The following is an 18009-nucleotide window of genomic DNA, read 5'->3' on the forward strand; positions in this document are numbered from 1 at the left end:
GCAGGAGTAACCGTGGAGAAGAATGGAAAAACGTAAATATAGTATCATCACCTTTGGCTGTCAGATGAATAAAGCCGACTCGGAAAGGATGGCAGGAATCCTCTCTTCAATGGGGTTTGAATACACCGATAACCCCGATGAGGCCAAAATCCTTATCTACAACACCTGTACCATTAGAGACAACGCTGAACAAAAAGTCTATTCCTATCTTGGTAAACAAGCAAAACGAAAACACTCTGAGCCTGATTTGACTATAGTTGTAGCGGGTTGTGTAGCACAACAAGAGGGGGAAAAACTGTTAAGGAGAGTACCAGAAATAGATTTAGTGATGGGCCCCCAATATGCTAACCGTTTAGATAGTCTCCTAGAACAGGTATTTGCCGGTAATCAGGTGGTAGCTACAGAACCGGCATATATATACGAGGATATTACTAAACCCCGTCGGGAAAGCGATGTCACTGCCTGGGTTAATGTCATTTACGGTTGTAACGAGAGGTGTACATACTGTGTAGTACCAAGTGTAAGAGGAGTAGAACAATCTAGACACCCCGAAGCCATCAAAAGGGAGATAGAGGAATTAGCACGTCAGGGATACAAGGAAGTGACACTTCTAGGCCAAAACATAGACGCCTATGGCAGAGACTTGCCTGGTAGTACAGAAACTGGCAGACATAAATATACGTTTACCGACCTGTTGTATTACATCCACGAGGTAGAGGGAATAGAGAGAATCCGTTTTGCTACCTCCCATCCCCGTTATTTTACCGAACGTCTTATCAAGGCTTGTGCCGAATTACCCAAAGTGTGCGAGCACTTCCATATACCCTTCCAATCAGGGGATAACGAAATCCTCAAGGCCATGAGGAGAGGTTATACCAGAGAGCGTTATAAGGAGATAATAGACAAAATCCGGGAGTATATGCCAGATGCCGCCATTAGTGCCGATGCCATTGTCGGTTTCCCCGGAGAGACTGAGGAACAGTTCCAGAATACTCTAAAATTGGTAGAAGAGATTGGCTTCGACCAGTTGAACACCGCCGCCTATTCCCCTCGTCCTAATACTCCCGCTGCCACCTGGCCTAATCAGGTACCAGAGGAGGTAAAAAGCGAGAGACTGCAGCGTTTGAATCGTTTGGTAGCACAAAAAGCTGCAGAAAGATCACAAAGATACCTGGGAAGAATAGAGGAGATTCTGGTAGAGGATGTCAATCCTAAAGATGCCACCCAGGTAATGGGGAGGACAAGAACAAACCGTTTAACCTTCTTTAAGGGGAATTTGAAGGAATTAAAGGGGAAGATAGTGCCCGTTAGGATAACGGAGGCAAGGGCATTTAGTCTTACGGCAGAGGCCCTCTTACCAGTGACACACTGACAAAGGAGGAAAGGATAAAAGGGGAGGGAAGGAGTAAAAAAGAGGAAAACCCCCCCTCTGCAGACTTCAGATGGCCTCCTGATTTTTTTCACCAGTGCGGATGCGGATGGTTTCTTCTACGGGGGTTATAAAGATTTTACCATCACCGATCTCACCGGTGCGGGCCGCCTGGATGATTTTTTCCACTACCATATCCACCTGTTCATCATCCACTACAATTTCCAACTTGAGCTTTTGTAAAAATTCTACGGTGTATTCTGAGCCCCGGTAACGTTCGGTTTGACCCTTTTGACGGCCAAAACCTCTGACTTCGGAAACAGTCATGCCCACTATGCCGGCATTCACCAGGGCAATTTTTACCTCGTCCAGTTTGAAAGGGCGGATAATAGCCTCTATCTTTTTCAAATTCCTCTCTCCTTTTTTGCTTACTGTCTCTTATATAGGTTATACAATTTTCCTGTTCTTTTCTAACACCTCAACAGACCAGGTTTTTGTAACAATTACTACAATTACCGTAAACCCCTACCTCTTCTTCTTCCTAAGAAACTCAATTAGTCTTTGCATCTCTGTAGGTATCGGTGCCACAAACTCCATAAGCTCTCTGTTTTCCGGGTGAGTGAGAGTCAGTCTGAAGGCATGTAACGCCTGTCCCTTTAATTTGAAACCTATGTTTTTACAGGAAGAGTACAGGGGGTCCCCCACCAGGGGATGTCCAAAATGGCTACAATGGACACGGATTTGATGAGTGCGTCCGGTTTCAAGACGAAAATGTAGCAGGGAGTAATTGCCCAATTTTTCTACTAGACGCCAGTGGGTGACGGCCTCCTTACCTCCCTCCAACACAGTCATTTTTTTCCGATTCTTTGGATGTCGTCCAATGGGCAGGTTGATTGTACCACTTTCCCCTGGAAAACAGCCATGGACTATCCCAAGATATTCCCTTTTTGCCTCCCTCTCCTTGATTTGTCTTTGTAATTCTTTTAATGCCATCTCCGTCTTAGCAATCACCATTAATCCCGTAGTGTCTTTGTCAAGTCTATGTACTATCCCCGGCCTTTGGACACCACCGATGCCTTCCAGGTTAGGACAATGGGCAAGTAGGGCATTTACCAGTGTACTATGGGGATGTCCTGGGGCTGGGTGTACTACAAAATCCGCCGGTTTGTTTATCACCAGGATGTATTCATCTTCATATAGGATTTCCAGGGGGATAGATTGAGGTATTATGTCTGAGGCTACTGGCGGCGGAATGGTAACATTAATAACATCCCCCGGTTTCACTATAGTTTTTTTATCCAGACAGGGATATTGGTTAAGGGTGACACGTCCTTCTGCTATTAGTTTTTGTATCCGAGAACGAGATAATTCTGCTATGTTTTTTGCTAGCCAGACATCAATCCTTTCTCTTCCTTCTTTCACCACAAATTTTCTTATATCCTCCACATTTTCCTTCATCTAAAACTTGTTTTTTAATCAAATATTTGCCATTTTATGATAGCATACTCCCATTATTCTTCGCAATCTTTAATATAGCAATAGCCAGGGAAAATATCCCATAACCCAAACAATAAGAAGCCAGAATATCACTCACCCAGTGAACCCTTAAATAGGCACTACTTATCCCCATAAGTATGATTAAAAACGTAGCCAGGGAATATAAAAATGGTTTCAGTCTAGGGTATTTCTGGGAAATAAAATAACACCAGAGGAAGTATAATAGCAAGTTACCGGCCGCGTGACCACTGGGAAAACTCTTGCCAAAAGCATTAGCTACCAAACGCTCACTGGGACGAGGAATTGCAAAAAATGGCTTCAAAATCCTGTCTATTAATATTAGAATTGCTAGAGTGGAAAATGCTGTAACCTTCGCCTCCTCCCAGCATCTTTTCTTTACCAGAACCACTAGGGATATGAAGACAAATACCCCTGCCACCTCCGCCTCCCCCAAAAAATAAGATATTCTGGCAACATAAACAAACCAATCGGGTAACTCCTGCCTAATTAATACTAGTAAATTCTCATCCAAACTACTAGCTGCCCCAGTGACAACAAAAGTGGATATGATGCTGAAACAAATCAGACAAAAAGTACAAACTATTAACTGAGATTTGTCCAGGTATTGAATAAAATTCTTGGACCTGATTAGATACTTTAACTTCATCTACTCAGCAACACAAAAACAAGTGTAGATATTGTATCCCAAAGGGAGGATAAACAACTAGTAGTCGACGGCAACCCCAAAAAATTCAAAACAGAAAACCCCAATCATAAAGGAGATAATGGCAATCAATACGATAATACACACCACCAGCCAAGAAGGATATCCCAGTTTTTGTAAATCCATGCGCAGAAGCAGATTTGCCGAGGTTATAACCAACAAGTCAGCAAAATAATCAAAGGAACAAAAAACAAACACCAAAACTACTGACCAAAACAGGATGGATAAAAATATTTTTACATCCGAGTTGATGCTTTTTTCCAGAAAAAGGGCAATGAAAGTAAAGGGACTAGTTATGAACAACGAAAAGCCAATAATTAGAAACAGCAAAATAAGTTTAAATAATAAGGGGAAAGCCCTCAAATATATCAAATAAGCAATAGTAATACTCTCGGCTGAAAACAACTTTTGCCAAAAAGGTGTCGTGCTGGCAATCACCCACCCCAGTACAATATAAGTGGCAACAAAGAGGACTAGGGAAATCAGTAAGTTGCCATAAAGCCAAGAATCCCTAGGGGAGATTTTGTTTTTGGCCACTCTGCCAATTACAATCCCAAAAGGAAACAAAAAGAGGAAAAAAAGAAGGAGGAGAAAGAAAATAAAAGAAAAAGAAAATCAACCAAAAACCATCAAAACAATCCACAAATAGTCAACACAATTAGGACATGTATTGGATAATATAGTCGAAATAAGGAGCAGTCTCCTCCGCCTCCTCCTTAGATAACAAGGCTAACGCCGCCTCCTTCAGACAGCGAATAGCCTCCACCATACCGGCCATTGGCACTCCAAGGGAATTATACATCTCTTTGACCCCAATAAGGCCAATTTGTTCAATAGGCTCCTTGTCCCCCGCTAGCACTCCATAAGTAACCAGGCGTAGATACCAGCCAAAGTCCCTCAAGCACTGATTATACTGTTTTTGCCCAGCAGCGTTGCCACCAGGGGCACGGAAATCAGGCCTTTTTCGGAATAATTCTCGACTGGCTTGCTCCACAATTTTTTTCTCATTTTCTGCTAGGGTTTCGGCTATTTTTATTCTGAATAATCCCGTATCTAAAAACTCCTTTATCCCCTGTAACTCACCGCTACTGGGATAACGCAACTCATCGTCCGCTTTCAGAATTACCTTACTAACTACACTCATTTTATTAACAGGTTTTACAGATTTTCTATGATTAGTTTAACCTAATTTGGTCTTTTTCTTTGACTCTCTCTTTGTTACAAATTGTTGACAAAAATAATAAATCTTAACATTGAGAGGGAAAAGAGGGGTGAAACAGTTGGAAAACACCAAGACAGAATAGTTTGAGTTTCTCATGGGTGTCAGTGGCAGGAATAAATCTCCCCTCTATCTGCCAATTGTCGACGGTGGAAAGCCGCCAAGCCTCACCGTTATGGTTGAAGCCGGCGGTGTCGATGCCGATAAAATGATGTTGATTGTCTTCTTGCCCCCGATGGAAGCGAATTTGTACTAAGATACTCCTACTCTGTAATTTTGGACTCCAGCCGGGGAAGTGAAAGCCTATGTCAATAGAATCCGGATCCACTAGTTGAAGAGTATAAGGGTCATTGTGCCATGGTTTCAAGTCAGCCTTGGCAGAGGGGAAATATTGTTTAAACAGATTAACAATAGTAGCAATTTTGCTGGTTATCTCCAAGTCTTTAGCTTTGTCTGCCGCATTCATTTACCTTGTTACTCCCTACTGTGGTGACATTTCCCCATCATAGGAGTAATTTTAGGGGAGTGTAGTAGTTTTGAGCACTACCTTCTTATCACCGTGATAGCACTATCAGATGTTAATGCTACTAGGGGTGTTTTCTGTGGCAATAAGACGATGACACCCGGATTCAGGAAAGGCCCATTTGTAGATATACTCTTGTGGATTGCCCCAACACAATCCTAAATAGATTTCCTCCCTGCCGGCATCTAATTCCGCCCATTCTGCCTTTTTATACAATTGTTCAATTTTATCACCACTGAGAGGGGAAGTGCGTTCCTCGGAAAGATAGTATTTATAGCCTTTGGTTACCTCTTGCCAGAATTCCAACACAGAATCCTTGGCCTTCATTAAAATCTCCTTGTCACCTTCGATGGGTATTAGTTGATTATGGACTTCTGGAAAACGGAAGGAACGTCCCTTAAAGTTGATTGTACGCCAAACAATGCCAGATACGCCGTGTTTTTTCTGATACTCATGGATTTGTTGTCGGAAATCCCGAAAGGCAAACACCCTACTCATTTTATCCATGTCTACAGCCTTAGCCACAATAGGATTGTTTAGTTTCTCTTCCGCATTGAAAATCAGTCTTTTCCCACTCCAGGTAGCCTGTAATTCCATTTCCAGGAATTTAATCAAGTCTTCCGTGGTGTAAGTCATATTGCCTTCCCCTATTGTTGCCAGTGAGACATCTACCCATTTTATAATATGAGGTCTAGTATAAAGGCAATAGATTTTTCCAGTTATAGGTAGTTTTTTCCAAAAGAGCATCTATTTTCAGCTGGGATATTTCTAGTAAATACTTGGCTGTATACCCTAATTTTGGTGGCGATTTCACTGCCACTATCCCCTCCGGATACCTTTGTTTGTATTCCTCCGAGATTTCCTGCCACTTTTTTGGCATCATGGCGCGGCACTTCTCCACTTCTTCTAACAGCAAATACTCGTTGTTTCTCCTATAAATTGCCCCGTAAACTTCCCCGTTACTTGCCGGCATTTCCACTGCTATTACCGCCTGTTTTTGTTGTCTTTTTGCCTCTTCCCATGCCAGAAGTTCGGTATTAGAGATCCCCACCACTGGCAGGTTTAATTGTTGTGCCAAAATTCTGGCCGTGACTACCCCTATTCTGGTACTAGTATAACTGCCAGGGCCTAGGCTGACCGCTAAAAAATCCAGTTTATTCCAGGAAGTTACCTCCTTGACAAAGCCCGCCAAAATTTCTTGTAACCTATCTGCTAATTCTCTTCCCAAATCCCAATAATTGCAGTAAAATTTCCCCTGGCAATCTACAAAAGCTAAACCCAAATCTCCAGTAGAAGTTTGCAAGGCCAATCCTTGTTTGTTCATTGACACTCACCCAACAATAGAAGCTAATTTACTAAAAAAAAATAGAATTGCTAACTATCAGCAGTCTGTGGAGTTGGACTCTCTTCGATGGCAAGACGAATCAATAAACCTGCTAAAATTAAACTACTAATTACTGAACTGCCACCATAACTGAGAAAGGGAAAAGGCAAACCGGTGGTGGGAAGTACACCTGTATTAACGCCGATGTTAAGAAGAGATTGTCCCACAAGAATAACCACAACACCAATTCCCAACAGTCGTTTAACGGGATGGTGACACTTTAAAGACACCAAGAAGGCAATAGTAGCGTAACTGAGCAACAACAGTAAGAGAAACAGACAGCCCAACAAGCCAAACTCCTCGGCAAAGACGGCAAAGATGAAGTCAGTATGCTGGAAAGGCAAATAGAAGAGTTTCTGTTGTGACATCCCAAACCCAACCCCCATTATACCACCAGAGCCAATGGCTAGTAAACTTTGAATCAACTGATAACCATCTCCCCTAGCATCCTCCCAAGGATTGAGAAAGGATGTGATACGTTTTAACTGATAGGTGTTAATAGACACACTCACCGCGGCAGTAACAATTCCCGCCATGGCAGTCATAGCCAGTTGATTGTAGGGTATTCCCCCGGCTAATGCCATAAGCCACAATGTCATCCCACATAATGCAGTTGTACTCAAGTTAGGTTGTTTGAGAATACAAGCAAGGGTGAAGGCAAAAATACCTAGCCAGGTGCCCTTGATTTGCCAGGAGAGTTTTTTCCACTTGCCAAATACAATAGCACCCTGTATAACTAGAAAAGGCTTTAGTAATTCAGAGGGTTGAATTTGAATGGGACCTATATTTAACCATCTTTCGGCACCATTAATATTTTCCCCTAACCCCAATGCTGTTAGCAAGATACAAACCAGGAAAAACAGATAAAACCAGCCAGAATATTTGAATACCAGAGAAAGAGGTAGTTGTGGCAGTATTTTAAAGAAAATTAGGCCTATTAGCAGCCAAAACACTTGACGTTTCCAGTAATACCAGCCATCTCCACTTTCTTGTATTCCCACGGCATAGGAAGCAGAAAAAAGAGTAACTAAGCCAATAAAAATCCATAAAAATGTCAGCCAGCGCAGTATTCTAGCCTCAAAACCCCAACCGTTGACATCCGGCTGGTAAAAAGGGATAGCAAGAGTCAGAATTTTCCACATTGTTTCCTGCTTATTGACGTGATTAACATTAAAACTATTAACATTAAAATCAACCACAAGAAATAATAACCCGCCAAGGATTCGAGTATATACTATAGTCATCAGTCATTGGCGGGGCAATTCTCTCATTGGCGGAGGGGAGTATGAGAAAATTCCTTCTCGTTTGTCTTTGCATTTTAGGGGTAGCGTTAGCTTTATTTAATTTTCGCGGTTTGGCCCTTAAAGGGGAATATGACTCTTTAATTATCAACTTCCGGGAGGATATTCCCAAAAATGAGTTAGAGTCTAGTTTACAGCTAATCGCCTCCCAAATAAAATCCATACCGGTGTTGAATAGTATTTTCTCCGAAGAAGAAAGAGTCTATGTGGTTAAGGGAGATAAAAACACCTGGAAACAACTGAAAAAATTACCCCTCAAACAGCAAGTAGAATACATCGAGCCCAACTATGTTTATCATAGCCTAGAAGTCCCCAATGATCCCGGCTACAGTCAACAATGGAATCTCCGTAGTATCAATATAGAACAAGCATGGGACGACAGTAAAGGGGAGGGAGTAATTGTAGCCGTCATAGATACAGGAGTAACTCAGGTACCCGACTTAGGAAAAACAGAATTCGTGGAGGGCTATAACTTCATAGACGACAATAAGGATACAAGAGATGATGTAGGACATGGAACACACGTGGCAGGTACAATAGCCCAGTCTACCAATAACAATTATGGGGTAGCGGGGATAGCCTACAGAGCCAAAATAATGCCATTAAAGGTATTAGGCAAAAATGGAGGCACAGTTGCCGACATAGCGGAGGCGATTAAATTTGCTGCTGACAGGGGCGCCGGTGTGATAAATATGAGTTTTGGTGGGGGGGGAGACAGTCGATTTTTAAGAGAGGCGATTAAATATGCCCATCAGAAGGGAGTGGTAATGGTAGCAGCGGCGGGGAATGAAAACCGCAATGCTGCCACCTACCCAGCGCGTTACCCCGAGGTAATTGCCGTTTCTGCTACCGATGCCGCTGGTAACAAGGCGCCCTATTCTAATTTTGGGGCGGGGGTGGATATATCAGCACCCGGTGGCAGTGAAACTGGCAAAATAGTCCAAGAAACCATCAACGGGGAAAGCAAACAGCCAGAATTCATCGGCTATATGGGCACCAGTATGGCTTCCCCCCATGTAGCCGGTGTTGCCGCCTTAATCAAGGCTACAGGGGTTGACAATCCCGACGAGGTAAGGGCAATTTTACTCCAGTCAGCCAGGAAACCAGAAAAAGACCCCTTAAACCATTATGGCGCAGGACAGTTGGATGCAGCAAGAGCAGTCAAACTAGCCTTGAAAGGCAAAATTACCCTTAGAGACTTCCTCCGTTGGCTAAGAGACAATGGCTATCTCAACCCCGGTTTTTGGATAGACGGTGGGGCAGTAGCCCTTTTACCTAAGATACTAATGGTATTAGGTTCCTACTTATTTGCCTGGTTTTTACGCAACTATCTCCCCTTCAACCTCAGCCTCCAGGCGGGATTGATAGTCGGCAGTAGCGGTTTATTCTTCCTACAGGGGTTTTATATCTTCGATTTACCACAATGGCCTTTTCGTCTGATGGGCAGTTCCATCCCAGAATTAGGTAATATACTATGGGGCAGTTCTATTCTCAATCCCCTGTTTGCCAGTGCATTAATTCCCACCCTTAATATTCTCATTTTCCTACAACACCCCACCCTTAAATGGCTAGCCATTGGTTGTAGTCTCGGGGTTGCCTCCTGTTTACTGGTATCTGCCTTCACCAATCCCTGGGTATGGGGTTTAGGCTATGGCTGGTTGTCGCGGCTATTCCTCCTAGTTAATGCCCTTTTCTGCCTACTATTGGCCAATCTAGCCGCAAAGGCCGCCGCCTCTACCTCCTTTGGCTTGCAATAGCCCCTCTATCACCTGCCCACACCCCTTGACAATTCCCCCTCCCTCGTGCTAGGATAGGGGGAGAAGTAGAAGGGGTGGCAGGCGAAGGGACTGCCGAGACGTTCGGCCAGCGTATTTTGTTATTAAAACATTTTAGCGATTAGACAGGGATAAAGAAGAGGGAAGGATGAGGGGCAAAAGAAGGACTGCTTTGGAGTTAATAGGAATAAAAATCAACAGATTAGCAAATACCCTAAAGCCCCAATTCCCGTTTGAGCAGTTCAATAGATTCCTTACTAATATAGCAGTTACTTTTGAGAATACGGGAGGGACGAAGCAATTGGGGAGATACACGGTGGTAAATCTCCCTAACTGGCAAGTAACTGGGGGGATCACAAATGATAAGATCACAATAACGGACAATATATTCCAACTGACTGGGATTGTCCGCTGTGGCAGTGATAACAGAAATATCATCGCCCCGGAGACTGTGAATGAGAATATGCGCTGCCCGTAAAATTCCCTCTCCTACACTTACTATCCCTAGATAAGAATCCGGAGGCAGCTGTCGGATTATATCCAATTCTCTCTGGTAGTCATATATATCAATGGGAATAACAAGGGCAGAATGGGGGGGAATAGTGTCTCTTACTAGGGGGAAAAAGTAACGACTAGTAATGACGGTGGCATATTTTTTATGCCAGAGAAAATTTGCCAATCCCTCAATGGCAATCAGGTGGATGGGGCGTGCCAATAGGGGCTCTAATTCCGTTACAATCAGTTTACCAGTGCCCAGGTCCGATTGGGGCAGGGAGACTACCAGCACCTCCCTACAAGCCAGACGCCACTGTATTTCCTCTAAAAACCACTGTTGGACTTCCTCCACTCTGTGCCCTTTTTGAATTATTCTGTCTATAGTTTCTCTCACTAGTGCCCTAGGAGAGTCAGATATCCCCCGTTTATCACACTCTTGTTTTTTAACGTAGATACCGGAGCCCGGGATAGCCTCCACCAAACCCAACTTTTTCAGGGTTTTATAGACCTTGCTGATTGTATTACGATGCAGTCGAGTAAGGGATGCAAGTTGTCTTGTGCTGGGCAAACGGGCGCCGGGAGGATATTTGCCAGTGGCGATAGCAAACTGGATTTGCTCAATTAACTGCTGGGAGGGGGGGATAGGGCCATCAGTCTGGATATGGAAGTCAAACATAAGCGTCGGGTGTCAACTGTCAACTGTCATACAAGGCAGCGGCATAAGCAAGTATGCCTACTGAGAGGCATACCCACAATGCCAACTGTTATCTAGTCATTCTTATCCCCAACTACCTGTTTTTTGAAACTCTCAATCTCCGCCCACAACTCCTGACGGGTGGAGGCTTTTAACAGATAACGCCAGACAAACCAAACGCTATATCCCAATCCCACCAATTCTAAAATGGGGGATAGCAGGGGGATATGCTCAATGGCGTCTAAGACGGCTATAGTGATATATACGGTAATAGCCGCCACAATAATCAAACCAGTAGTAGTCAGGGGTTTCTGGTAACTGGAGAAGAAATTAGTAACCAATTCGGGCAATTGAGCAACATAGTCAATTACCAACTCTACATACTCCTGCCAATCCCCCTCACTTTGGGATTGGGCAGTGACAGGGGTAATCATACCCGGCTTTTCACTACTAATCTTCTCCAGTTTTTCCGTCTGCTCAGATTTTGTTTCCACTTGTGGTTTAGACTCCATATAAACTCTCTCCTTGTGCCAACATGTCCACTAGGGACTATTGCCCATATTATCAAAGAGTTCCCTTTTTAATTTTCGATGTTTTTTTGTGGCTTTGTCTATACCCTACGAAAATAACAGAGATACTCTTATCTGTATATAATGGTTTCCCGGTAGTAGTTGCCGATTTGGCTAGTTTTCCCATTCATGAGCAAATCTCAGGCAGTTTCTCCCCTAAAATCCCTAAGAAGCATCATTGGTGAGAATCTCCCCGTAATAGTTATAGGCCTGTTAGTGGCCCTGTTCATTAGAATATTTATAGCAGAACCTCGTTTTATCCCCTCAGAGTCCATGTTACCAACCCTGGCAGTGGGAGATCGTCTAGTAGTGGAAAAGGTGTCCTATCATTTTACTAAACCCAAAGCCGGGGAAATTGTAGTCTTCACTCCCCCACCACAACTACAACAACTGGGGTATAAAAGGAATCAAGTCTTAATCAAGAGGATTATAGCCCAAGAAGGAGACACAGTAGCAGTCAAAGACGGCAAAGTGTATGTTAATGGCAAGCCCCTCCAAGAGGATTATATCTTAGAACCACCCCAATATGAATTCGAGCCAGTAACAGTGCCCCCTGGCTGTGTGTTTGTCATGGGAGATAACCGCAACAACAGCAATGACTCCCATGTTTGGGGCTTTTTACCAGAAGAAAACATAATCGGGAAAGCCGTTTTTACCTTTTGGCCCCCCGAACACATTAAAGTTATTTAGTAATACCGATTTTAAATACTAGAAATTAGGCGTCATCAAGGGCGGCAATGCCAGGCAAAACCTTCCCTTCTAACAATTCTAAACTAGCACCACCACCAGTAGAAATGTGACTCATCTTGTCGGCTACCCCCACTTTTTCCACTGCCGCCACCGAGTCGCCGCCACCAATAATAGTAGTGGCACCTTTTTCCGTCAATTCGGCTAGAGTGCGGGCAATGGCTTCTGTGCCTTTGGCAAACTGATCAAATTCAAACACCCCCATCGGGCCATTCCAAACCACCGTCTGACAGCCTTGTAGGGCCTCCTGGAATAATTTTACAGACTCTGGCCCTATGTCCAACCCCATCCACCCATCGGGTATGCTATTGACGTCCACTACCTGGGAATTTGCATCTGGGGCGAATTTATCTGCCACCACCACGTCTGTAGGCAGCAGCAACTCCACCCCTTTCTCCTTGGCCTTAGCCTCCAGAGAGCGTGCCAGGTCCAGTTTATCATCTTCTACTAGAGAATTGCCCACATTTAACCCACGGGCTTTAAAAAATGTAAAAATCATCCCCCCACCAAGGAGGAGTTTATCGCATTTTTCCAACAAAGCCTCAATAACACCGATTTTACTTGAAACCTTTGAGCCACCTATAATAGCTACTAGTGGACGTCTGGGTGATTCAATGGCACTTTGTAGGAATTTTAACTCCTTCTCAATCAGGTAACCGGCTACACAGGGAGAGAGATAATGGGTTACCCCCTCAGTGGAAGCATGGGCGCGGTGGGCGGTGCCAAAAGCGTCATTTACATACAAATCAGCATTACTGGCCAGTTTTTTAGCAAATTCTGGGTCATTTTCTTCCTCTTCCTTGTGGAAACGGAGATTTTCTAACAATAACACATCCCCATTTGCCATAGCATTAACTGCCTGGGTAACCTCATCCCCAATACAGTCATTACACTTAATTACCTTTTTGCCCAACAATTCCGAAAGACGCTCAGCGACAGGAGTGAGACGAAGTTCCTCCTTAACTTGGCCATTGGGGCGCCCCATGTGACTACATAATATCACCTTTGCCCCCTTAGAAATTAAATCATTGATAGTGGGCAAGGCAGCACGGATGCGGGTGTCATCAGTAATTTTACCGTTTTCCATGGGCACGTTGAAATCCACCCGCACTAATACCCTTTTCCCTTCCAAATCGGCTTTAGTTAGATTTGCAACAGTTTTTTTAGCCATAGTGATATTTTCGGATACTTATCAGAAAATAAAAAATAGAAAGAGCAAAACTAATTACCCTTTGCCGATTTTACCCGACTCTTGTCACGGGAGGTAAGTATTATGTTTAAAAAGATCCTATTCCCTATCAATCAAAGTCGAGAATCCAGAGAAGCAGTATCCCTGGTGGCTAACGTAGTTAAAACATACAACAGTGAGCTATATATCCTCTCCGTGGTAGAAACCAACAATGGAAATTCGGTAATGAGTGATGCAGAGGCAGTAAGAAAACTACTAGAAAACGCCCGACAAGTATTTGCCTCTCAGGGAATCTCGGCTGAGACTATTGAAAGGGAAGGCTTACCTCCGTTTGTGATTTGCGATGTTGCCGAGGAAATTGAAGCTAACCTCATTATTATGGGTTGTCGCGGCTTAGGCTTAACTCAAGAAGGCGCCGAGGAAAGTGTTACCAATCGGGTTATTAACCTATCTCCTTGTCCTGTTTTGGTAGTCCCATAGTAATATAATATGCTCTTTCTCGGTTGCCCCCACCTAGGGGCATTTTGATTATCATGGACTATTATTGTCCCATTTAGACCCTTATGACTAAAAAGGCATTACTGCTTATCAACCGTTATTCCCGCAAGGGGGAAAAATTCCTGCCTCAGGCAGTGGAATACTTCTACTCCCATGACTTCGAGTTGATTGTTAAACCCCTAAAACACCCCCGGGAACTGGGTTCGGTAGTGCGCGAGTACCACAAACAAGTAGACTGTGTTATAGTAGGTGGTGGAGATGGTACTCTGAATGGAGTAGTGGATAGTCTAGTAGAAACCAAACTGCCCTTAGGTATTCTACCACTTGGAACTGCCAACGATTTAGCCCGCACTCTCAATATTCCCTTTGGTATCAAGGAAGCCTGTGAAGTCATTGCCAGGGGAAATCTCAAAACCATCGATTTAGGGTGGGTAAACGGCAAACACTTCTTCAATGTAGCTAGTATTGGTTTGAGTGTGGAAATCACTAAGCAACTGTCTCGGGGTTTAAAACGGCGTTGGGGGGTTTTTGCCTATGCCATTACTGCCATACAGGTGATTGGCAAGGCTCGTCGTTTCCCTGCTACCATCGTTGTAGATGGTAAAATCCTCTCCGTCAAGACTATTCAAATAGCTGTAGGCAATGGTAGATATTATGGGGGGGGGATGCCTATCGCCCATGATGCCGCCATTGACGACCAGCGTTTGGACCTATATAGTATCGAATTAGAACGTTGGTGGCAAATCTTTCCCCTTATCTGGCACTTACCCCGAGGTCAGCAACACTTGTTAAAATGGGTGAGGACTGTAGAGGGTAGGGAAATCGAAATCCACACCAATAAAGCCTATAAAGTCAACACTGACGGTGAAATCACCACCATCACCCCTGCCAAGTTTAGAGTCATTCCCAACGCCCTTCAGGTTTTCGTGCCATAAATTGGCTCAAGATAGCCATGTTTTTTCACTCTAAATCTTCGCCCCCTCCACACAATTTCCTTCTTAAACAGCGCCAATACCCAGGTATAAAAATTCAAGAAATCGCCCACTATCACTAGCCCCATGTATCCTGACAATTCCCGGGTTTTCAGATAGATAATTCCCACCAGATAGGCCAGGGTTATCCTCAACAAGATTGTAAAAATCATCAGGCAAACACTGAAAATATGCCAGTTAGAAATCAAGACAAAAATAATACTAGTAACTGCCCCCTGGGTGAAAATCATGCCCAGGTAGCTGAGCAATCCTTGGGAGAGAATGCATTTTTGCCAGCGAATTTGTCTGTCGATGTAATCCCTAAAATTTTCCTTACCCTGGTGATGTCTTACAAAATAATTAACCAATTCCACGCGATAGCCGAGTTTATGGGGAAGAAAACCTAAAAGAAAATCATCAGCCAAATTATTAGCAATAGCCTTAAAACATCCAATAGCTTCCAACACTTCTCTTCTGATTAAGATTGTAGAACCGAAAGCGAAATTAACATCCCTTGTTTGCACCGCCGTTAGAACTTTCGGAATAAAATCCCCAATAACATTCAAAGACTCTATTATTCCTAGCCAATTGGCGGCAACTGGTTGATACAAACAGGTAACTACTCCCACTTTTTCATCCTTAAAGGGTTGCACAATAGTCTTCAAATAGTCAGGCTTTACCTCTATATCACTATCCGCTATTAAAATAAAATCATAATCACAAAAGGCTAAACCATTGTCCATATTACTAACTTTGTAGTTGTGGCCAATTGTCCTATCACTTACCACTAGACGTAAATCCTTGTCCGGAAATTTAGCCCTCAACTCTTCCAGGAGGTTAATAACAGCGTCTGTTGCTTCTTGAACACAAAAAATAAGCTGGTATTGGGGGTATTCCTGTTGAATAAAAGAGATAAGATTTGCCTCCAAATTTTCTTCCAAGCCGCACAGGGGCTTTATAATAGAGACAGGGGGCAAGAAATCTTCATCAATGTATATAAACTTTTGAAAGAATAAATAGGAGAAATAAAGAGAAAAAACATAGTAAAAAATAGAAGCAAAAACCAAAAAAAGGAAGAACAGTTGAAAAAGAAAAAGCCAAAAAGAAGGGGAAAGGGGATGACAAGAGAAATGGAAACAAGACATAATTGTCAAAAGTACCAAAACAAAATATCATACCACTGGTAATAGTATTTCAGCGCTAAGATGCCCTTTAGCAAAATATTAATCGCCAACCGAGGAGAAATTGCCCTGAGAATTATTCATAGTTGCGAAGAGATGGGGATAGCAACGGTGGCAGTACATTCTACTATCGATCGCAATTCCCTCCACGTAAAACTGGCGGACGAGAGCGTTTGTATAGGACCACCACCGAGCAATAAAAGCTATTTGAACATACCCAACATCATAGCGGCGGCTTTGACGAGAGGAGCGGAAGCAATCCACCCGGGATACGGATTTTTGGCGGAAAATGCCCGTTTTGCCCAAATCTGTGCCGATCATAAAATACACTTCATCGGGCCATCGCCGGAGGCCATAATGGCTATGGGGGATAAAGCCACCGCCAAAAAAACTATGCAACAAGCAGGAGTGCCCACCATACCCGGCAGTAAAGGATTGGTAACCGACGAGGCAGAAGCCGCCGCCATAGCCGCCGAAATAGGCTACCCCGTCATTATCAAGGCTACGGCAGGGGGAGGCGGTAGGGGAATGCGTCTAGTGCGCCATGAGAGTGAATTGCCCAGCCTTTTGAAAGCTGCCCAAGGGGAGGCAGAGGCAGCCTTCGGTAATCCAGGGGTGTACATAGAAAAATATATAGAACTTCCCCGTCATATTGAATTTCAAATCCTGGCCGATAGCTATGGCAATGTAGTACACCTAGGGGAAAGAGAATGCTCCATTCAACGACGACACCAGAAACTACTAGAAGAGGCCCCTTCTCCCTTCCTCACCCCCCAACTGCGACAAAAAATGGGAGAAGCCGCCGTCAAGGCTGCTAAGTCCATCAATTACGTAGGGGCCGGCACTGTAGAATTCCTGGTGGACAAACACGGCAACTTCTACTTCATGGAGATGAACACCCGCATCCAGGTAGAACATCCCGTAACCGAGATGATTACAGGAATAGATATAGTAAAAGAACAAATAGCAATAGCCCAGGGGGAAAAATTATCTTTCCGACAAGAGGATATACAACTGAGGGGACATGCGATAGAATGTCGTATCAATGCAGAGGATCCCGACCATGACTTTAGACCACATCCAGGGAAGATTATAGCCTATTTACCCCCCGGTGGCCCAGGAGTGCGGATGGATTCTCACATATATCCGGAATATGAAATACCCCCCTACTACGACTCCCTGATAGGCAAACTTATCGTCTGGGGAGAAAACCGAGATATGGCCATAAGACGAATGCGAAGGGCCTTAAGAGAATGTGCCATTACCGGCGTACCCACTACAATCAAGTTTCACCAAAAGGTACTCAACCACCCAGAATTCATTACTGGCAATGTATATACTAACTTTGTGGAGGAGCATATCCTTAGAAACACGTAAGGGGGAGGGGAAAGAAGAAAAAAGAACAAAATTGCCAGTCCCCCCTCCCTACAGTGAGCCAGGATTATCTTTTTTTGTCCAATTGGCCAGAGTAAAAAGTATTATATACACAAGTATTATGTAAATAGTAGCAACCAAAGGCACTAACATGTTCCCCCCCGTCTGATACAAAAAACACCCAGTCTTCAGGTCAAAACCTCCCCACACCCATGCGGTCCGACCCGCCGTCAGTCTGATGTGCTAGTAATCCAAGGCCACCCCTCGAGGGCGGCATTGTGCCAAAAGGACCACCCCCCGGCACTGGTCTTCTGCCACCAACGGCAAGGACAAAAACAGCACCCCCGGTAGCCCCGACCTAGCTCCCTGGTTGAGGCCTAAAGGAAAACACTTAGATAATAACCAGCACCCTGCCAGTCCAGAGTGAGGGGCAGTCTCCAGGTGTAGACCTTACCCCCAATTAATACCATAACACACTTAGGAGCCAACCTGGCAACGG

General features: G+C 44.0%; 19 protein-coding genes. 6 read left to right on the forward strand and 13 right to left on the reverse strand.

Annotated elements, in window-relative coordinates:
- Positions 1 to 22 precede the first annotated feature (22 nt).
- Positions 23 to 1372 (forward strand): tRNA (N6-isopentenyl adenosine(37)-C2)-methylthiotransferase MiaB, encoded by a 1350-nt coding sequence (gene miaB / locus IGQ44_04755; GenBank protein HIK37283.1) that lies wholly within the window; start codon positions 23 to 25, stop codon positions 1370 to 1372.
- Positions 1373 to 1438: 66 nt separating this feature from the next.
- Here the strand turns inward: miaB and IGQ44_04760 are convergent, their stop codons facing one another.
- The 9 genes from IGQ44_04760 to IGQ44_04800 form a co-directional block, all read right to left on the reverse strand.
- Complete coding sequence (locus tag IGQ44_04760; protein HIK37284.1) at positions 1439 to 1777, reverse strand: P-II family nitrogen regulator; 339 nt, start codon at positions 1775 to 1777, stop codon at positions 1439 to 1441.
- A gap of 117 nt (positions 1778 to 1894) precedes the next feature.
- Complete coding sequence (locus IGQ44_04765; GenBank protein HIK37285.1) at positions 1895 to 2827, reverse strand: RluA family pseudouridine synthase; 933 nt, start codon at positions 2825 to 2827, stop codon at positions 1895 to 1897.
- Positions 2828 to 2861: 34 nt separating this feature from the next.
- On the reverse strand, positions 2862 to 3533 hold the full coding sequence (locus IGQ44_04770) for a phosphatase PAP2 family protein (protein HIK37286.1): 672 nt from the start codon (positions 3531 to 3533) through the stop codon (positions 2862 to 2864).
- A gap of 57 nt (positions 3534 to 3590) precedes the next feature.
- Complete coding sequence (locus IGQ44_04775; GenBank protein HIK37287.1) at positions 3591 to 4136, reverse strand: hypothetical protein; 546 nt, start codon at positions 4134 to 4136, stop codon at positions 3591 to 3593.
- 112 nt (positions 4137 to 4248) lie between these two features.
- Positions 4249 to 4734, reverse strand: coding sequence for an allophycocyanin (locus IGQ44_04780; protein HIK37288.1), 486 nt, complete (start codon positions 4732 to 4734; stop codon positions 4249 to 4251).
- Positions 4735 to 4837: 103 nt separating this feature from the next.
- Positions 4838 to 5275: a hypothetical protein gene (locus tag IGQ44_04785; protein ID HIK37289.1), complete on the reverse strand. Its 438-nt coding sequence runs from the start codon at positions 5273 to 5275 to the stop codon at positions 4838 to 4840.
- 105 nt (positions 5276 to 5380) lie between these two features.
- Entirely contained in the window at positions 5381 to 5968 is a 588-nt protein-coding gene (locus IGQ44_04790) for a hypothetical protein (protein ID HIK37290.1), read from the reverse strand.
- A gap of 55 nt (positions 5969 to 6023) precedes the next feature.
- Positions 6024 to 6656 carry a tRNA (adenosine(37)-N6)-threonylcarbamoyltransferase complex dimerization subunit type 1 TsaB gene (gene tsaB, locus IGQ44_04795; protein HIK37291.1) on the reverse strand — a complete coding sequence of 211 codons (633 nt, stop codon included), beginning with the start codon at positions 6654 to 6656 and terminating at the stop codon, positions 6024 to 6026.
- Positions 6657 to 6706: 50 nt separating this feature from the next.
- The gene (locus IGQ44_04800; protein HIK37292.1) at positions 6707 to 7858 is read right to left on the reverse strand and encodes an FtsW/RodA/SpoVE family cell cycle protein; all 1152 of its coding nucleotides are present in this window, start codon (positions 7856 to 7858) and stop codon (positions 6707 to 6709) included.
- Positions 7859 to 8001: 143 nt separating this feature from the next.
- Here IGQ44_04800 and IGQ44_04805 point away from each other — a divergent pair, with 143 nt between their 5' ends.
- The gene (locus IGQ44_04805; protein ID HIK37293.1) at positions 8002 to 9774 is read left to right on the forward strand and encodes a peptidase S8; all 1773 of its coding nucleotides are present in this window, start codon (positions 8002 to 8004) and stop codon (positions 9772 to 9774) included.
- A 232-nt stretch (positions 9775 to 10006) separates the two neighbouring features.
- Here IGQ44_04805 and IGQ44_04810 read toward each other — a convergent pair whose 3' ends face one another.
- Positions 10007 to 10963, reverse strand: a complete 957-nt coding sequence (locus tag IGQ44_04810; GenBank protein ID HIK37294.1) for a GntR family transcriptional regulator — start codon at positions 10961 to 10963, stop codon at positions 10007 to 10009.
- 92 nt (positions 10964 to 11055) lie between these two features.
- Complete coding sequence (locus IGQ44_04815) at positions 11056 to 11493, reverse strand: hypothetical protein (protein ID HIK37295.1); 438 nt, start codon at positions 11491 to 11493, stop codon at positions 11056 to 11058.
- A 186-nt stretch (positions 11494 to 11679) separates the two neighbouring features.
- Here IGQ44_04815 and lepB point away from each other — a divergent pair, with 186 nt between their 5' ends.
- Positions 11680 to 12240 carry a signal peptidase I gene (gene lepB / locus IGQ44_04820; GenBank protein HIK37296.1) on the forward strand — a complete coding sequence of 187 codons (561 nt, stop codon included), beginning with the start codon at positions 11680 to 11682 and terminating at the stop codon, positions 12238 to 12240.
- Between the two features lie 25 nt (positions 12241 to 12265).
- On the opposite strand, the gene IGQ44_04825 is transcribed toward lepB, so the two are convergent.
- Positions 12266 to 13468: a phosphoglycerate kinase gene (locus IGQ44_04825; GenBank protein ID HIK37297.1), complete on the reverse strand. Its 1203-nt coding sequence runs from the start codon at positions 13466 to 13468 to the stop codon at positions 12266 to 12268.
- Between the two features lie 102 nt (positions 13469 to 13570).
- On the opposite strand from IGQ44_04825, the gene IGQ44_04830 reads away from it, so the two are divergent.
- Together IGQ44_04830 and IGQ44_04835 are read left to right on the forward strand one after the other, a co-directional pair.
- Complete coding sequence (locus tag IGQ44_04830) at positions 13571 to 13966, forward strand: universal stress protein (GenBank protein ID HIK37298.1); 396 nt, start codon at positions 13571 to 13573, stop codon at positions 13964 to 13966.
- An 83-nt stretch (positions 13967 to 14049) separates the two neighbouring features.
- Positions 14050 to 14919 (forward strand): lipid kinase, encoded by an 870-nt coding sequence (locus tag IGQ44_04835; GenBank protein ID HIK37299.1) that lies wholly within the window; start codon positions 14050 to 14052, stop codon positions 14917 to 14919.
- Here the strand turns inward: IGQ44_04835 and hpnI are convergent.
- A complete protein-coding gene (gene hpnI / locus IGQ44_04840) occupies positions 14901 to 16100 on the reverse strand; it encodes a bacteriohopanetetrol glucosamine biosynthesis glycosyltransferase HpnI (GenBank protein ID HIK37300.1) in 1200 nt (399 codons plus the stop codon). The two genes, IGQ44_04835 and hpnI, sit on opposite strands and share 19 nt — an antisense overlap.
- A gap of 60 nt (positions 16101 to 16160) precedes the next feature.
- Here hpnI and accC point away from each other — a divergent pair, with 60 nt between their 5' ends.
- Entirely contained in the window at positions 16161 to 17513 is a 1353-nt protein-coding gene (gene accC / locus IGQ44_04845) for an acetyl-CoA carboxylase biotin carboxylase subunit (protein ID HIK37301.1), read from the forward strand.
- Positions 17514 to 18009: the final 496 nt, after the last annotated feature.

It is taken from the genome of Geminocystis sp. M7585_C2015_104 (genome assembly GCA_015295805.1).
Taxonomy (GTDB): domain Bacteria; phylum Cyanobacteriota; class Cyanobacteriia; order Cyanobacteriales; family Cyanobacteriaceae; genus DVEF01.

Excerpts from the sequence above, each read along its gene's own strand:
- miaB (HIK37283.1), top strand. The coding sequence starts at position 23 with ATGGAAAAACGTAAATATAGTATCATCACCTTTGGCTGTCAGATGAAT.
- IGQ44_04765 (HIK37285.1), bottom strand. The coding sequence starts at position 2,827 with ATGAAGGAAAATGTGGAGGATATAAGAAAATTTGTGGTGAAAGAAGGA.
- IGQ44_04770 (HIK37286.1), bottom strand. The coding sequence starts at position 3,533 with ATGAAGTTAAAGTATCTAATCAGGTCCAAGAATTTTATTCAATACCTG.
- IGQ44_04780 (HIK37288.1), bottom strand. The coding sequence starts at position 4,734 with ATGAGTGTAGTTAGTAAGGTAATTCTGAAAGCGGACGATGAGTTGCGT.
- IGQ44_04785 (HIK37289.1), bottom strand. The coding sequence starts at position 5,275 with ATGAATGCGGCAGACAAAGCTAAAGACTTGGAGATAACCAGCAAAATT.
- IGQ44_04790 (HIK37290.1), bottom strand. The coding sequence starts at position 5,968 with ATGACTTACACCACGGAAGACTTGATTAAATTCCTGGAAATGGAATTA.
- tsaB (HIK37291.1), bottom strand. The coding sequence starts at position 6,656 with ATGAACAAACAAGGATTGGCCTTGCAAACTTCTACTGGAGATTTGGGT.
- IGQ44_04800 (HIK37292.1), bottom strand. The coding sequence starts at position 7,858 with ATGTGGAAAATTCTGACTCTTGCTATCCCTTTTTACCAGCCGGATGTC.
- IGQ44_04805 (HIK37293.1), top strand. The coding sequence starts at position 8,002 with ATGAGAAAATTCCTTCTCGTTTGTCTTTGCATTTTAGGGGTAGCGTTA.
- IGQ44_04810 (HIK37294.1), bottom strand. The coding sequence starts at position 10,963 with ATGTTTGACTTCCATATCCAGACTGATGGCCCTATCCCCCCCTCCCAG.
- IGQ44_04815 (HIK37295.1), bottom strand. The coding sequence starts at position 11,493 with ATGGAGTCTAAACCACAAGTGGAAACAAAATCTGAGCAGACGGAAAAA.
- lepB (HIK37296.1), top strand. The coding sequence starts at position 11,680 with ATGAGCAAATCTCAGGCAGTTTCTCCCCTAAAATCCCTAAGAAGCATC.
- IGQ44_04825 (HIK37297.1), bottom strand. The coding sequence starts at position 13,468 with ATGGCTAAAAAAACTGTTGCAAATCTAACTAAAGCCGATTTGGAAGGG.
- IGQ44_04830 (HIK37298.1), top strand. The coding sequence starts at position 13,571 with ATGTTTAAAAAGATCCTATTCCCTATCAATCAAAGTCGAGAATCCAGA.
- IGQ44_04835 (HIK37299.1), top strand. The coding sequence starts at position 14,050 with ATGACTAAAAAGGCATTACTGCTTATCAACCGTTATTCCCGCAAGGGG.
- hpnI (HIK37300.1), bottom strand. The coding sequence starts at position 16,100 with ATGTCTTGTTTCCATTTCTCTTGTCATCCCCTTTCCCCTTCTTTTTGG.
- accC (HIK37301.1), top strand. The coding sequence starts at position 16,161 with ATGCCCTTTAGCAAAATATTAATCGCCAACCGAGGAGAAATTGCCCTG.